This window comes from Algoriphagus sp. UBA3586, from assembly GCF_002376385.1.
Lineage (GTDB): Bacteria > Bacteroidota > Bacteroidia > Cytophagales > Cyclobacteriaceae > Algoriphagus > Algoriphagus ornithinivorans.
Window position 1 is genome coordinate 241,619 of the sequence record NZ_DFMT01000016.1, and the last position, 14,153, is coordinate 255,771.

14 protein-coding genes are annotated in these 14,153 nt (G+C 39.0%); 10 read left to right on the plus strand and 4 right to left on the minus strand.

Going from position 1 to position 14,153, the window contains the following annotated elements:
* Positions 1 to 2: 2 nt before the first annotated feature.
* The 3 genes from trkA to B2906_RS05620 form a co-directional block, all read right to left on the minus strand.
* On the minus strand, positions 3 to 1,349 hold the full coding sequence (gene trkA, locus B2906_RS05610; protein ID WP_091650315.1) for a Trk system potassium transporter TrkA: 1,347 nt from the start codon (positions 1,347 to 1,349) through the stop codon (positions 3 to 5).
* Between the two features lie 139 nt (positions 1,350 to 1,488).
* Positions 1,489 to 2,733, minus strand: a complete 1,245-nt coding sequence (locus tag B2906_RS05615) for a DNA recombination protein RmuC (protein WP_219959021.1) — start codon at positions 2,731 to 2,733, stop codon at positions 1,489 to 1,491.
* Complete coding sequence (locus B2906_RS05620) at positions 2,723 to 3,733, minus strand: alpha/beta fold hydrolase (RefSeq protein ID WP_286935861.1); 1,011 nt, start codon at positions 3,731 to 3,733, stop codon at positions 2,723 to 2,725. Before B2906_RS05620 ends, B2906_RS05615 begins: the two co-directional genes overlap by 11 nt.
* 93 nt (positions 3,734 to 3,826) lie before the next feature.
* Between B2906_RS05620 and B2906_RS05625 the strand changes: the two genes are divergently transcribed.
* Genes B2906_RS05625 through B2906_RS05640 form a run of 4 tightly spaced genes read left to right on the plus strand, consistent with a single transcriptional unit; the run spans position 3,827 to position 6,497 of the window.
* Positions 3,827 to 5,059, plus strand: coding sequence for an Nramp family divalent metal transporter (locus B2906_RS05625; RefSeq protein ID WP_219959022.1), 1,233 nt, complete (start codon positions 3,827 to 3,829; stop codon positions 5,057 to 5,059).
* Positions 5,060 to 5,115: 56 nt separating this feature from the next.
* Positions 5,116 to 5,661, plus strand: coding sequence for an RNA polymerase sigma factor (locus B2906_RS05630; protein WP_219959023.1), 546 nt, complete (start codon positions 5,116 to 5,118; stop codon positions 5,659 to 5,661).
* A gap of 33 nt (positions 5,662 to 5,694) precedes the next feature.
* The gene (locus B2906_RS05635) at positions 5,695 to 6,057 is read left to right on the plus strand and encodes a hypothetical protein (RefSeq protein ID WP_219959024.1); all 363 of its coding nucleotides are present in this window, start codon (positions 5,695 to 5,697) and stop codon (positions 6,055 to 6,057) included.
* Complete coding sequence (locus B2906_RS05640) at positions 6,054 to 6,497, plus strand: Spy/CpxP family protein refolding chaperone (RefSeq protein WP_219959025.1); 444 nt, start codon at positions 6,054 to 6,056, stop codon at positions 6,495 to 6,497. The genes B2906_RS05635 and B2906_RS05640 overlap by 4 nt, the downstream gene beginning before the upstream one ends.
* A gap of 35 nt (positions 6,498 to 6,532) precedes the next feature.
* Here the strand turns inward: B2906_RS05640 and mscL are convergent, their stop codons facing one another.
* Positions 6,533 to 6,958, minus strand: a complete 426-nt coding sequence (mscL, locus tag B2906_RS05645) for a large-conductance mechanosensitive channel protein MscL (protein WP_219959026.1) — start codon at positions 6,956 to 6,958, stop codon at positions 6,533 to 6,535.
* Between the two features lie 173 nt (positions 6,959 to 7,131).
* Between mscL and B2906_RS05650 the strand changes: the two genes are divergently transcribed.
* The 6 genes from B2906_RS05650 (at position 7,132) to B2906_RS05675 (ending at position 13,653) form a co-directional block, all read left to right on the plus strand.
* A complete protein-coding gene (locus tag B2906_RS05650) occupies positions 7,132 to 9,186 on the plus strand; it encodes a S9 family peptidase (protein WP_219959027.1) in 2,055 nt (684 codons plus the stop codon).
* 113 nt (positions 9,187 to 9,299) lie between these two features.
* Complete coding sequence (locus B2906_RS05655) at positions 9,300 to 9,674, plus strand: methylglyoxal synthase (RefSeq protein WP_091650278.1); 375 nt, start codon at positions 9,300 to 9,302, stop codon at positions 9,672 to 9,674.
* The gene (gene pfkA / locus B2906_RS05660) at positions 9,674 to 10,660 is read left to right on the plus strand and encodes a 6-phosphofructokinase (RefSeq protein WP_219959028.1); all 987 of its coding nucleotides are present in this window, start codon (positions 9,674 to 9,676) and stop codon (positions 10,658 to 10,660) included. The genes B2906_RS05655 and pfkA overlap by 1 nt, the downstream gene beginning before the upstream one ends.
* A gap of 83 nt (positions 10,661 to 10,743) precedes the next feature.
* Positions 10,744 to 11,262 carry a hypothetical protein gene (locus B2906_RS05665; RefSeq protein WP_219959029.1) on the plus strand — a complete coding sequence of 173 codons (519 nt, stop codon included), beginning with the start codon at positions 10,744 to 10,746 and terminating at the stop codon, positions 11,260 to 11,262.
* Positions 11,263 to 11,331: 69 nt separating this feature from the next.
* Positions 11,332 to 12,433, plus strand: a protein-coding gene (gene prfB, locus B2906_RS05670; RefSeq protein ID WP_139217432.1) for a peptide chain release factor 2 whose coding sequence is annotated in 2 segments (ribosomal slippage) — positions 11,332 to 11,391 and positions 11,393 to 12,433 — 1,101 coding nt in all. Because the reading frame shifts where the segments join, the coding sequence is not laid out codon by codon here.
* A gap of 50 nt (positions 12,434 to 12,483) precedes the next feature.
* Positions 12,484 to 13,653: an MFS transporter gene (locus tag B2906_RS05675; RefSeq protein ID WP_219959030.1), complete on the plus strand. Its 1,170-nt coding sequence runs from the start codon at positions 12,484 to 12,486 to the stop codon at positions 13,651 to 13,653.
* The last annotated feature ends 500 nt before the right edge of the window (positions 13,654 to 14,153 follow it).

Sequence of the window (14,153 nt, forward strand, 5' to 3'; positions counted from 1 at the left end):
GATTAATGGAAAAGTTTGTCCAAGGAACCTTTGGCTTGTGGAAGTGCCAATACAATAGCCTTGTCATTTAACTGAAGCTGGAAATCTCCATCAGGAATAAAAACTTCCTCTCCACGGATAACCCCGGCTACGATAGCAGTATCAGGAAAGTGAAGATCTTTCAGGGCATTTTTAGTCAGGCGATTATTTTTGCAGACAGAGTATTGAATAAATTCCGCGTCTACACCATAGATTCCGGATACAGCTTCTACAGTTCCTTTTTTCAAATACCTGGAAATTTCATTGGCCGCAACCAATTTTTTATTGATTAAGGAATCCACCCCAATACTATGTGAAATATGAATATACTCCCTTGTATCCACGTGTGCGATGGTTTTATACACACCGTGATTCTTAGCTGACAAACTGGTAATAATATTCGTCTCTGAAGATTCAGTAAGTGCCAAAAAAGCATCCATCTGCTCTAAACCCTCTTCAATTAAAAGCTCTATATTCTTGTAATCACCATTGATAATCAATGTGTTAGGAAGGTTTTCTGCAAGCCACTTACATCTCTCCTTATCTTTATTGACCAAGGTTACCCTGAAATGATTTTCAAGCTTGAGGGCAGTAGTTAGAGCCATGTCATCGCCTCCGATGATCATGATATTTTTCACCTCTCTTTTCTCCTGACCGATCAATTCCAAAATACTCTCAGTGTGCTTTTTATTAGAAATAAAGAACACGTGATCACTATTTCGGATAATTGTGGATCCTCTTGGAATTATAGTCTTTTGGTCTCTTAAAATCGCAATGATGCGAATATCCTCAAAGATTGGGTTGGTCTTCATATCCATAATCCTTTGATTGACCAAAGGATTAAATTGATCCAAGGTAACCCCAACGATATTTAATTTTCCTCCTCCAAAGTCAAAAACTTCGGTGAAAGAAGAATTTTGAATCATATTGAAAATCTCTCTACTACAGAGCATAGTCGGAGAGATCAGGTTATCGATTCCTAGATTTTGAAAATAATTGACATTTTCAGGATTGAGGTAAGAGTGATTTCTTACCCTGGCCATCACACGCTTGGCTCCTAGCTGTTTTGCAAGAACAGCCGCAACAATATTGGTTTTTTCAGAAGTAGTAACTGCCAATACCATGCTGGCATTGGTCACATTCGCCCTCTGTAAAATCTCAATTGAAGTGGCGTCTCCCAATACGGTTAGGACGTCCAATTTGGATGAAACATAATCCAAGACTTCTCGCTCAGTATCGATTAGCGTGATGTCTTTGTTGTCATAACTTAATTGCTCAGCCAGGTGATAACCCATATCCCCCGCACCGGCAATTACAATGTGCATCCCCATAGAAATTGTTCTGGTGATAAAAACAGGCACAAAAGTAATACCTTTCTTAATGGTTATCAGTATTTAAACCAATTCTTTTGTGCTAATAGGCTAAGGTAACAAAGCAGGTAGTTAAAAATTCATTTTTTTTCAATTTTAACTACTCATCCAAGAGCTTTTCACTCTCTGCACTTGGAAGTTCCTGTACATCTTTCAATTTTCTCTGAATAGCTCTTGTTCTGACTCCCACCAACTTATCTAATTCAGAGTTTGCTTCATTCAGCTTTTTCTGTGTTTTCTCTATCAGCTCGCCGAATTTTCCGAATTCAGTTTTAATTGCTCCCAATATCTGCCAAACCTCAGAGCTCCTTTTTTGAATAGCTAAAGTTCTGAAGCCCATCTGTAAACTATTCAAGATAGCTGAAAGTGTGGTTGGGCCAGTTACCAGTACCTTATATTCCAGTTGAATTGCTTGCGCTAGACCTGGTTCCCGGAGAATTTCCGCATACAAGCTTTCTACGGGAAGAAATAAAATCGCGAAATCTGTGGTGTAGGGAGGATGAATATATTTTATCTGAATATCTGAAGCTGCTTTTTTTACTGCTTTAATCAACTCAGCTCGATTGATATCAATCTCTGTTTTGTTAACTGTATCATAAGCATCCACCAATCTCAAGTAGGATTCTTGTGGGAATTTAGAATCTATTGGTAATAATACCGGATGATCCTGACCAGGCATTTTGACGGCAAATTCCACCCTTTCTCGCGTTCCTTTTCCAACTTCGGCATTGCTTAAGTATTGATCAGGTGCCAATTGATTTTCTAAAATGGCCTGTAATTGATATTCACCCAAAACTCCACGGCTTTTAACATTGCTTAAAACCCGCTTGAGATCTCCTACTCCATTGGCTAGACTTTGCATCTCTCCTAGGCCTTTTTGAACAGCCTGTAGCTGCCTACTGACCATTTCAAAAGATTGACCAAGCCTAGCCTCTAGGGTCTTTTGCAGTTTCTCGTCTACCGTTTCCCGAATCTTTTCCAATCTCAATTCGGTAGATTTCATCAATTCATCCTGTCTTCTATTCAATTCACCAAACTTCTCCCTTTGAACTGAATTAAAATCCTGAACATTTTGCCTAAATAATTCTCCAAAGGTTTTGAGCTCCCCTTTTTGATCCTGAGCATGATTTCTTAGCGAAGTGAAAACCAGCTGAAATTGGGACTGTAAATTCTCTCTACTTTCTTTTCTGGCTAAAGCCAAACCATTATCGAGCTCATTTCTAAGTTCAGAAATTTGGGATTGAAGTAACTCTGAATTAAGATTTTTCCTTTTGTCCAATAGATAAAGAATCAGAAAAATCAGTTGTACAAAAAATATGAGTCCTAAAATAAATTCAATTTGCATAAGTCATCAATTTGGGACCATCAAGATAATCCTTCCTGATCTCGACCCCTAGAAAGGCAAGGTATTTTGCGACAGATTCTGTCGGTATCTCTTCCATGGGCACATGGCCCACTCCTTCGAAAACTATGACTTTACTTCCTGGTATTGCTTTTTCCAAGGAATATGCCTGAGAAATAGGAATCCAAGAATCTCTGTCTCCCCACATTATGAGAGTGGGCATAGTCAACCTATTGAAATCAATAGAGGATTGTTTGGGCCCAGAAAGTCTATCCAAGGTTGCCTGTCTATTCCCATCTCTTAGCATCAATTCAAAATAACGATCTACCGTGCCTGACTTGATTTTTTCCTGATCACCATAGACCTCTCTCATGTTCATTGAAAAGAGAAATTTCGGAGTACATTTTAGAAGCACTTTTGAAAAAAGAGGATTTTCCAACAGTTGAAAAACCCAAGCTCCACCTCCTCTAGCACTAGATTCTGAGGAGGATTCCAAACTCCTTTTTACAGGTTTTGGAGCACCTGAAGAGTCAATTAAATTTAAAGAGAGAACTTGATCCGGCCGAGTGCTTGCAACTTGTAAAGCCACTGCTCCACCCATGGAATTTCCCGCTAGGTGAAAGCGGTTGATAGAAAGCTTCTCAGCCAACCTCAATATAAACTGACCATAATCTTCAATTGAATAACGTTGGAGTTCATCAGGCCCAGTCAAACCATGTCCCGGTAAATCCACCGAAATGGTCATAAAATAAGGGCTCATTTCTCTTTGCCAATCATCCCAAGTATGTAAGGAAGAAAAACTCCCGTGAATCAAAAATACCGGATCTCCTTTTCCCATAAATCTAACATGCAGATTAACCCCATCTACTTCGATAAAATGAGATTCAGGATAGCTATATTTGTTGATGATCTTTTCTTCTGATATATCGTTGCGAAAAAGAAGCAATAGGAAAAACACCAAGGAAAGAAGTATTCCCAGCAAAATTTTAAAGACACGTCGCATCCAGATCATAAGAATTTCTTTAAGCCAAAAGAATAACCATAATTCTAACAAAAAGTCTTCCCAAAAAGCTATTTTGGCAAAAAAAGAAGTCAGTTGAGTCTAAAAAAACTACTTAGCGGCATTGGCCCCGGTCCCATCATCGCAGCGGCATTTATTGGCCCCGGAACGGTCACTGTTTGCACTTTGGCTGGATACAATTTTGGGTTTTCCCTCATCTGGGCAATGGGCCTTTCCGTTTTAGCAACAGTTATTTTACAAGAAATGAGCGGAAGGATAGGCTTAGTATCTGGTAAGGATCTAAGTCAAATCATCAGATCCCAAAAGGGCTCTGCTCTATTCAAAATAGTACAAATCATTCTTGTTCTAACAGCTATAGTTATTGGAAATATCGCCTATGAATCGGGTAATATTACGGGCGCAAATCTTGGTCTTGGAGCATTTTGGAAAGCTCCAATATTCTCTTTTGGTCCATTTTCTCTTGACTCCGGTAACTTTCTTTTAGGATCAATCGCTCTTTTGATACTCTGGTCAGGAAATTCTAAAACCTTAGAAAAGACTTTAATCGCTCTAGTGGTATTGATGTCTTTGGCATTTATCAGCACCGCAATATTAGTAAAACCGGATTGGTCGGAAGTTCTTGCAGGATTCTGGCCATCTTTGAAGAATGAAGAAGTCCCAAGCTTGGTTGCCTTAATCGGAACTACCGTGGTTCCCTACAACCTGTTCCTTTATGCAAGTTTGGCCAAAGCAAAATGGAAAAATCCAAGCGGAATCAAGCTTATGCGAAGGGATATTATTCTATCCGTTTTATTGGGAGGATTGGTTTCTATGGCGATTTTGATAGTAGGCACATTCAATACGAGCGAGTCTATTAATTCGGCTCAGGACGTAGCTTCCGGTTTAGAAACAGTTTTCGGAAAATCAGGCACTTATTTGATGGGATTTGGATTGTTGGCCGCTGGTCTGACTTCTTCGATTACGGCTCCGCTCGCAGGTGCTTTGGTGATTTGCGGAATTATGAATTGGAGTCAGGAAAATAAATCACAAAGTATGAGAGTATCTTTTCTGATAATTGTAGGAGCAGGATTGGTATTTTCGTCATTTGGAATTAGACCTGTGGCATTAATTTCTCTGGCACAAATTGCAAATGGAGTTCTCTTGCCATTAATCAGTGCCTGGCTAATATGGATTGCAAATCAACAAGTTTGGATGAAAGAATATAAAAACTCAAAGTGGATCAATTCACTGGCAATTTTTATATGGATCATTACCTTGATTTTGGGCTTGAAAAGCCTGGATTCTGTATTGGGATTTCAAATATTTTAAAATTTTGAAAGAAAGAAATAAACCTTGCCCATCATTTCAGGTCTAACCAAGCAGCAATGCAAATTAGTGATCAAGAAATTCTGAATCTAATTCAAAACCCTCATAGCAAGGAGATGGGGTTCAGACAATTGATCCAAGTCTACCAAAAAAGGGTATACCATGTCATTAGAAGATTGGTTATCATCCATGAGGATGCCGATGATCTCACCCAAAATACCTTTATCAAAGCTTATCATCATATCCATAAATTCGAGTCGAAATCAGGTTTGTTTACTTGGTTGTATCGAATTGCGACCAATGAAGCCTTGAGTTTTTTGGAGAAGAAAAAGAAACGCTATTTATTTTCGCTGGATGATCATCAAGAAAAAATGGAGTCTTATCTGGATCATTCTTCTGGCTTAAACGGTGATGAGATTCAACTCAAGCTCCAAAAAACATTGCTAAAATTACCTGAAAAGCAGCGTCTTGTTTTTCATTTGAAATACCAAGAAGACCTCAGTTATGATGAAATTTCGGCCATTACAGGTACCAGTGTGGGTGCTTTAAAGGCCAGTTATCATCATGCAGTCAAAAAAATTGAAGAAATTATCAGTAATCAATAAACCTGAAGCACTAAATTAAGTCTAACCAACGATATGTCAGTTATCCCTCCTATTCAGCCATTTAAAGAGCCAAAAGGCTACTTTGAAGACTTGCCTGATCAAATCATGGCACGTGTGCAATCCAAAACTGATTATTCATGGATCAAATGGGCTGCAGTTGCTATTATAGCATTGTCAGTCGGGATTTACACCTTTCTTCCCCAATCCAAAACCGATGAATATCTAGTTTTGGACAATCAAGTCAATCTGTACATTGACGCAAATTACTGGACTGCGGAAGACATTTTATCCATGAGTGATAATCCTGATGAATTATTGGAAGGAATCATCGAGGAGGAATTCCCTGTTGTGGATGAACTGTGGGATACTGAAGATCAAAATTTATATGAATTATGAGAAAAACCCTATGGATAGGCATTTACCTCTTTCTCTTTTCTTTGCAGGCATATGCTCAAAGGCCGGGTCAGCAATTTGACAGACAAAAATTAGAGGATGCCAAAATCGCCTTTATTTCTACAAGATTAGACCTAAGTCCGGAACAAGCCCAAAAATTCTGGCCTTTATACAATCAATATTCAAATCAAAGAGAGGCAAACCTTCGAAAACTTGCAGAGCTAAATCCTCGAAGAGAAGCGAATTCTATTTCAGATTCTCAGGCTAAAGAAATGATTGCCAAAAGATTTGCGATACAAAGGCAAATGATTGATGATGAAGAAAGGTTTGTGAAGGAAGTAGCCTCAGTCATTAGCTATGAACAAATTCTCAAGTTGAATGGAATTTCAAGAGATTTTACCAGAATGCTTTATCAGAGGCAAAGAGGTAGAATCCAACAATAAAAAAACGGCTCCCAAAAATGAGAGCCGTTTGATTTTTACTGTTTCTTAAGCAAATCCCGAATTTCTTCCAAAAGAACTTCGGATTTTGGTGGCGCTGGAGGTGGAGCAGCTTCTTCTTTTTTCTCCTTTTTCTTTTTCATGTTGTTCATGCCTTTGATAGCAAGAAAAATCACGAAAGCGATGATTACGAAATCCACTACGTTTTGGATAAACATCCCGTAGTTTAAAGTAACAGCTGCAACTGCAACTTCTCCGGCGGCATCCATTTCAGCTTCTTTCAGCACTACAGCGAGATCCTTAAAATCTACGCCTCCTAAAAGTAGCCCCAATGGAGGCATGATTATGTCATTCACAAAAGAAGACACAATTTTGCCAAAAGCTCCTCCAATTATTACCGCTACGGCCAAATCGACAACATTGCCCTTGACAGCGAATTCTTTAAATTCTTTTAACATTCCCATAGGTGAAAGGTTGATGGTTGATTAATACTTCCATGAATATTTTAATAAATATTGAATGAAACAATAGCTCATCACATTTTTGTGATTTTTTATACCTAAAAAAATGCATTTAATTTCAAAATCAGGTCCTCCTCAAGCCTTTTTAGTAAACTTGCAGCCTAAATCGAAATTTGATGAAATCACCGAAAGCCCATAAGAAGCCCGAAATTTTAGAAGCGCACGGACACAGAAGGATTGATAATTATTACTGGATGAGAGATCGGGAAAACCCGGAAGTCATTCAATACCTAAAAGATGAAAATGCCTATCTGAAAGAGGTTATGAAAGATACTGAAGAGTTTCAGAAGGATCTTTTTGATGAAATGAAAGGCAGGATTAAGGAAGATGATGAAAGTGTACCCTATTTCAAATCTGGGTTTTATTGGTATGTAAGATATCGTCAAGGAGGTGAATATCCGATTTATTGTAGAAAAAAAGATAGCCTTGAAAATCAGGAAGAAATCATCCTAGATGTCAATGAACTGGCTGAAGGCAAAACCTATTTCCATGTAGCCGGTATCGCAGTCAGTTCTGATCAAAAAATGTTGGCCTTTCCGGTAGATGAGGTTGGAAGAAGGATCTATACCATTCATTTCAAAAATCTTGAAACCGGAGAAATCCTAGCCGAAAAAATCGAACAAATAACAGGAAACATGGCCTGGGCAACAGACCATTACACTTTATTTTATGCCAAACAGGATCCTGATACGCTGAGGTCTAATCAAATATATCGTTATGAACTTGGTACTAAGCCTGAGAACTCTGAGTTAGTTTTTGAAGAATTAGATGAAGAATTTACTTGTCATATTCACAAGTCAAAGTCCCAATACTATCTATTCATTCATTCTGAAAGCACCATTTCTTCGGAAATCAGGTATTTAGAAGCAAAAAATCCAAACGGAAAATGGAACTTGATCCAAAGTAGAGTTCCTCATTTGGAGTATGCAGTCGATCATTATGAAGAGCATTTTTGGATTAGAACCAATCATCAAGCTCAAAACTTTAAAGTGGTCAAAGCTCCAATTTCAAACCCTTCTTTGGAACATTGGGAAGACTTCATTCCCCATCGGGACCAGGTATTAATAGAAGACTTTGATTTATTTGAAAGCTTCTTTGTCTCCCAGGAAAGAAGTAATGGGTTGACCAGAATATTCATCAAACCCTGGGATGGAAGTGCTGGTCATGAACTGGAATTTGAAGAAGAAACCTACACAGCTTGGATAGGAAATAATCCCGAATTCAAAACAGAGATTCTTCGGTTTGGATATAATTCTTTGGTTTCTCCAGCTTCAACTTTTGAATACCACATGGTCACGAGGAAAAGAACCTTATTAAAGCAACAAGAGGTTGTCGGAGGCTATCAGGAGAGTGACTATCAATCCGCTAAGATTTGGGCAAAAGCCGAAGATGGAGTAATGATCCCAATTTCTCTGGTTTACAAGAAGTCTCTATTTAAACCTGATGGAAATAACCCTCTCCTTTTATATGCCTATGGCTCTTATGGTTTTAGCATGGATGCTTATTTTTCAAGCAGCAGATTGAGCTTATTAGATAGAGGCTTTGTCTATGCTATCGCCCATATTAGAGGGGGAGAAGATTTAGGAAGACATTGGTACGAGGATGGGAAATTGCTAAAGAAGAAGAACACATTTCTAGACTTTATTGCCTGCGCCAATCATCTAATCAAAGAAAAATATACCAGCTCAGCCCATCTTTACGCAATGGGAGGAAGTGCAGGAGGACTTTTGATGGGTGCAGTAATCAATATGAGTCCAGAGCTTTTCAATGGAGCAATTGCAGCTGTTCCATTTGTAGATGTGGTGACTACAATGCTGGATGAAACTATTCCATTGACAACAGGTGAATTTAAAGAATGGGGAAATCCGAAAGAGAAAGATTATTATGATTACATGCTTTCGTATTCTCCTTATGATAATGTAGAAACTAAATCCTATCCAAATCTCTTGGTAACTTCAGGCTTGCATGATTCTCAGGTTCAATATTGGGAGCCGACCAAATGGGTAGCAAAACTCAGGGAACTAAAATCAGATCAAAACCTTTTGCTCTTACACACCAATATGGAAGCGGGACATGGAGGAGCTTCCGGGCGATTTAATGCTTTGAAAGAAATCGCCTTGGAATATGCCTTCCTTTTCAAACTGGAAAATATGATTCCTAAGAAAGGTTGATTAGTTCCAAATTATCTTCTGCTTATTGAAAAATAAACCTGAAATCAAACCATCAAAAGCTTAAAAAAAGGATTTTTTCCTAACTTTGGCACCAACCTATTAAACCAGATTTCATGAAAATTGCATTGATTGCCCATGATGGAAAAAAAGCCGACATGGTTCATTTTTTAAGCGGCTTTAAGAATAACCTACAAAGAGTAGATGTTCAGCTTGTTGCAACAGGCACAACTGGGTCGCATATCGAGAAAGCTGGTTTTGAGGTTCAGAAATTATTATCCGGCCCAATTGGAGGTGATGCACAAATTGCCGCTATGGCTGCACAGAAAGAGCTTGACATGGTTGTGTTTTTCAGAGATCCTTTGGACAAACACCCCCATGAGCCGGATGTGCAAATGCTGATGAGAATCTGTGATGTTCACAATATCCCACTAGCTACCAATCCAGCATCTGCCGAATTAATGTTTAAAGCCTTAACTCAAACCTTATAATGGAACCTAAAACTATCCGTAAAATCGGTGTACTTACTTCCGGAGGGGATTCTCCTGGTATGAATGCTGCTATCAGAGCAGCCGTCCGGGCAGGATTTTACTATAATCTGGAAATGTATGGTATCTATCGAGGCTATGAAGGCCTCATCCAAAATGATATCAAAAAATTAGATTCAAAAAACATCGCTCACGTTCTTGAAAGAGGCGGTACATTTCTAAAATCTGCAAGAAGTGAAGAATTTAGAACACCTGAAGGAAGAAAAAAAGCCTATGATAACCTTAAAAGTCATGGCATTGATGCTTTGGTAGTGATTGGTGGTGATGGTTCACTTACAGGAGCCCATTTGTTTTATAAAGAGTTTGGAATTCCTGCCGTAGGTTTACCAGGAACTATCGATAATGACCTATCTGGAACTGATGTCACGATTGGGTTTGATACTGCCTGCAATACTGCCATCGAAGCGATTGATAAAATCAGGGATACCGCTACTTCCCATGACAGACTTTTCTTTGTGGAAGTGATGGGTAGAGATGCAGGTTTTATTGCAATCAATGCGGGAATTGGTTCTGCAGCGGCAGCAATTCTGATCCCTGAAAAGAAAATGCCAATTGAGGATTTGGTAGAAAAACTTAAAATTAGAACTAAAGCAAAAAAATCATCCAACATTGTCATTGTAGCAGAAGGCGGAAAAAGTGGTGGTGCTGCTGAAATAGCTGAAAAGGTAAAGAAACATCTTCCTTATTACGATATCAAAGTAACTATCCTTGGCCATTTGCAGCGAGGCGGAGCTCCAAGTTCTTATGATAGATTATTGGCATCTAAACTAGGAGTAGCTGCTGTAGAGGGTCTATTACAAGGTAAATATGATGTGATGGCAGGGCTAATCAATCATAAAGTTGTATACACTCCTATTAAAAAGGCGATCGTAGATGACAAATCAGTGGATGAAGATGATTTCAGGGTTGCAAAAATCCTTTCTACATAAAAACCAAAAGCTGTTGAAAATTCAACAGCTTTTTTTCTTTCTCTTTCGTATAGAATTTTTTAAGACTAACTTAACCGCTGTACATGAAAGCAATCAACTTACTTATTTTTACGATCTTTTTGACAATCTTGAGTTTTTCAAGTTATGCTCAATCCAAAGATTTTTTACTCTTGAAAAGAGGCAGTAATACCAAAACCCAAATCCGATTTTATATAGGTGAACCGATCACCTACAAAAGTGCGAAGCTAGGATATTACATCACAGATGTGATCAAAGATCTCAATGACAATTATATCTATTTGAGTGAGAATATACTTTCTCCTGATGATATCTTGGAAATTGATATCAGAAGAAAAGATCCCAGAAACTCTACCCTAAGAAACATGAATGCCCTAGTTTTAGGATCAGGTGTAATCTTACTGGGGGTCGAGAGTATAAATTCCATTTACCAAACTGGGGAGTTTTCCATTGATAGGGGCGTCGGAGTGATTGGAGGTATTTTAACTGGAACAGGTTTAGCACTTTTACCTATTCGGTACAAAACATTCAAAAATCAAGGGCGAAATCGAATTCAGATTATCCAAATGAGATTACCGGATTGATTTTGTTTTTACTTAGTAAAAACGGATTTTTTTTCAGACTTTTGCAGCTCAATTTTCAACTTTAAAATCATGACTTCGGACCAACTGAAAGACTTGAAAGCTCGCACCTCGGCTTTAAGGAGGTATCTTTGACTACGATCGGAAGAAAGCAGAAATAGAAGATTTAGAGGCAGTATCTGCCCAGCCTGATTTTTGGAATAATCCGGAAGAGGCTGAAAAAACGATGAAACAAATCCAGGTTAGAAAAGGCTGGACTTCATCATTTGAAGATCTGGAGCAGATTATTCAGGACTTGGAGGTATTGTATGAATTCTATTCAGCTGATGAAGTCAGCGAAGAAGAAATCAAAACTGAATACCAAAAAGCCAAAACAGCTGTAGAAGATCTTGAACTCAAAAAGATGCTCTCCTCAGAGGAAGATCAGCTGAATGCAGTGCTGGAAATCAACCCTGGAGCGGGAGGAACTGAAAGTAATGACTGGGCTTCCATCCTAATGAGAATGTACATCATGTGGGGTGAAAAGAATGGCTACAAGGTAAAAGAGGTAGACGTTCAGCCAGGTGAAGTTGCAGGTATCAAATCTGCCACTTTGGAGTTCGAGGGTCCTTTAGCATATGGATTCCTGAAATCTGAAACAGGTGTTCACCGACTGGTAAGGATATCCCCTTTTGACTCAGGAGGAAGAAGACATACTTCATTTGCCTCAGTTTATGCCTATCCTGAAGTGGATGATAGCATTGAAATCGATATCAACCCTGCCGATATTGAACTCCATACTTCCCGATCCGGAGGTGCAGGTGGTCAAAATGTGAACAAGGTGGAAACCAAAGTCCAATTGACACACAAGCCAACCGGAATTGTTGTGGTATGCCAGGTGGAAAGATCACAGCTTGCCAACCGGGAAAAAGCCATGCAGATGTTGAAATCCAGGCTTTATCAAATGGAGCTGGAAAAACGGAATGCTGAGATCGCGAAGATAGAATCTTCCAAACTTCGGGTAGATTTTGGTTCCCAAATCCGAAACTATGTCCTGCATCCATATAAACTAGTAAAGGACAATCGGACAGGTTTTGAAACCTCTGATACCCAGCATGTATTGGACGGGGGCTTGAATGAATTTATGAAAGCCTTTCTACTCGCTCAAAGCGAAGAAGAAGCAAACAAAGAATAATTACAGGGCCGATTTTATTTTCGGCCCTGTTCCTTTTCAATCCAAACTTCATGAAAATCTTCCCATCCTTTTTCAGTCTGGATTTTTTCCTGCTCTGCCTGAGCTCCTTTTTGTTTTTTTCTTCTTTCAATATGATTATTCCTGAGCTTCCCTCCTACCTAAGTTCATTGGGAGGTGAGGATTACAAAGGTTTGATCATCTCATTATTCACCTTATCTGCTGGTCTTTCCAGACCTTTTTCCGGTAAGCTTGCAGATAAAATCGGAAGAATACCTGTGATGATTTTTGGTGCTTCAGTATGCTTTATTGTGGGCTTATTGTATCCAATTTTAAGTTTTGTCGGCGGGTTTTTATTCCTGCGATTTGCACATGGATTCTCAGCTGGATTTACTCCCACCGGCACTTCTGCCTATGTAGCCGATATTGTTCCTTTCCAAAAACGTGGAGAAGCAATGGGAATTCAATCCCTTTTTGGTTCTTTGGGCATGGCTGCAGGCCCGGCCATAGGTGGTTGGATTGCAAGTATTTGGGAGTTGGAAATTCTTTTCTATGCTTCTGCCTTTACTGCAATCTTTTCCATTCTAATTCTATTAAAGCTGAAAGAAACGCTTCCAAACAAAGAGCCTCTCAAATTGAATTTATTCAAACTTAAAAAAGACGAAATCATAGAAAAGCGGGTATTGATGCCGTCAGCGATACTTTTCTTGTCTGTTTTTTCTTTTGGAGTGGTGCTTACCATAATTCCAGATCTCTCGGAGCATTTAGGAATCAAAAACAAAGGACTTTTCTTTGCTGTATTTACACTCTCCTCTTTAGGGATAAGATTGATAGCTGGAAGAAACTCAGACCGATATGGAAGAATTCCTGTTCTAAGAGTAGCCAGTATTTTTATGATTATGGCAATGATGACAATTGCATTTGCAGAAACGAAAGCCATGCTGATGATTGCGGGGGTATTGTTTGGGTCTGCAGTTGGGATGTATAGTCCTACCACGGCTGCCTGGGTGGTGGATCTTTCCTTGGATGCTTATCGAGGTAGGGCTTTAGCGACCATGTATATATTTTTGGAAGCAGGAATCGGTATTGGAGCGATCGTTTCAGGCTTTTTGTATGCCAATAAGGCAGAAAACTTTCAACTCGTATTCCTCAGCAGTGCGGGCATGGCCTTTTTGGCTTTCTTAGTCTTGGTTAGTATTAGAAAAAGAAAGTATCAAACATAAAAAGAGGCTGTCTCAAGGGTGAATCTTGTCACATTGAGCGTACTTACAATTTTACGGGATCGAAACATCCTTTAAAACAATAGAAATGGCCTTCGACTCCCTGCCTACCGTCAGGCAGGCGCTACCAATGACAGTTTAAATTAAATTCCGAAATTTCACTTATTTCGGAATTCAATTCTTTGTTATGGAAAGTAAGCTTTAGCTAACTTAAAATCCTTCTGCTTCTATTGAGCATTTTCTTTTTTCTCTTCGTTCTTTTGCCTTGAAGCAAAAGAACCCAAAATTCAAGACGCAGCAAAGCTCCAACCGCACTAGGCCGGACGCTGGCCCGCTGCTGCGTCAGCCCACCGCGCCCTAACTAAAAAATAGTTTTTTCTAAAAGAAATGGATATCATTTGCGAAAGGACTACAGACGAATCCATTTTGGATGACCCTGCCATATCATTTTTTATATGTTCAAAGAATATTTAAGACTCAGGCTGACATTAATTCGAATTATA

Bases quoted from the DNA above. Each gene is read 5' to 3' on its own strand.
- trkA (WP_091650315.1), bottom strand. From the start codon at position 1,349: ATGGGGATGCACATTGTAATTGCCGGTGCGGGGGATATGGGTTATCAC.
- B2906_RS05615 (WP_219959021.1), bottom strand. From the start codon at position 2,733: ATGCAAATTGAATTTATTTTAGGACTCATATTTTTTGTACAACTGATT.
- B2906_RS05620 (WP_286935861.1), bottom strand. From the start codon at position 3,733: ATGCGACGTGTCTTTAAAATTTTGCTGGGAATACTTCTTTCCTTGGTG.
- B2906_RS05630 (WP_219959023.1), top strand. From the start codon at position 5,116: ATGCAAATTAGTGATCAAGAAATTCTGAATCTAATTCAAAACCCTCAT.
- B2906_RS05635 (WP_219959024.1), top strand. From the start codon at position 5,695: ATGTCAGTTATCCCTCCTATTCAGCCATTTAAAGAGCCAAAAGGCTAC.
- B2906_RS05640 (WP_219959025.1), top strand. From the start codon at position 6,054: ATGAGAAAAACCCTATGGATAGGCATTTACCTCTTTCTCTTTTCTTTG.
- mscL (WP_219959026.1), bottom strand. From the start codon at position 6,958: ATGGGAATGTTAAAAGAATTTAAAGAATTCGCTGTCAAGGGCAATGTT.
- B2906_RS05650 (WP_219959027.1), top strand. From the start codon at position 7,132: ATGAAATCACCGAAAGCCCATAAGAAGCCCGAAATTTTAGAAGCGCAC.
- B2906_RS05655 (WP_091650278.1), top strand. From the start codon at position 9,300: ATGAAAATTGCATTGATTGCCCATGATGGAAAAAAAGCCGACATGGTT.
- pfkA (WP_219959028.1), top strand. From the start codon at position 9,674: ATGGAACCTAAAACTATCCGTAAAATCGGTGTACTTACTTCCGGAGGG.
- B2906_RS05665 (WP_219959029.1), top strand. From the start codon at position 10,744: ATGAAAGCAATCAACTTACTTATTTTTACGATCTTTTTGACAATCTTG.
- B2906_RS05675 (WP_219959030.1), top strand. From the start codon at position 12,484: ATGAAAATCTTCCCATCCTTTTTCAGTCTGGATTTTTTCCTGCTCTGC.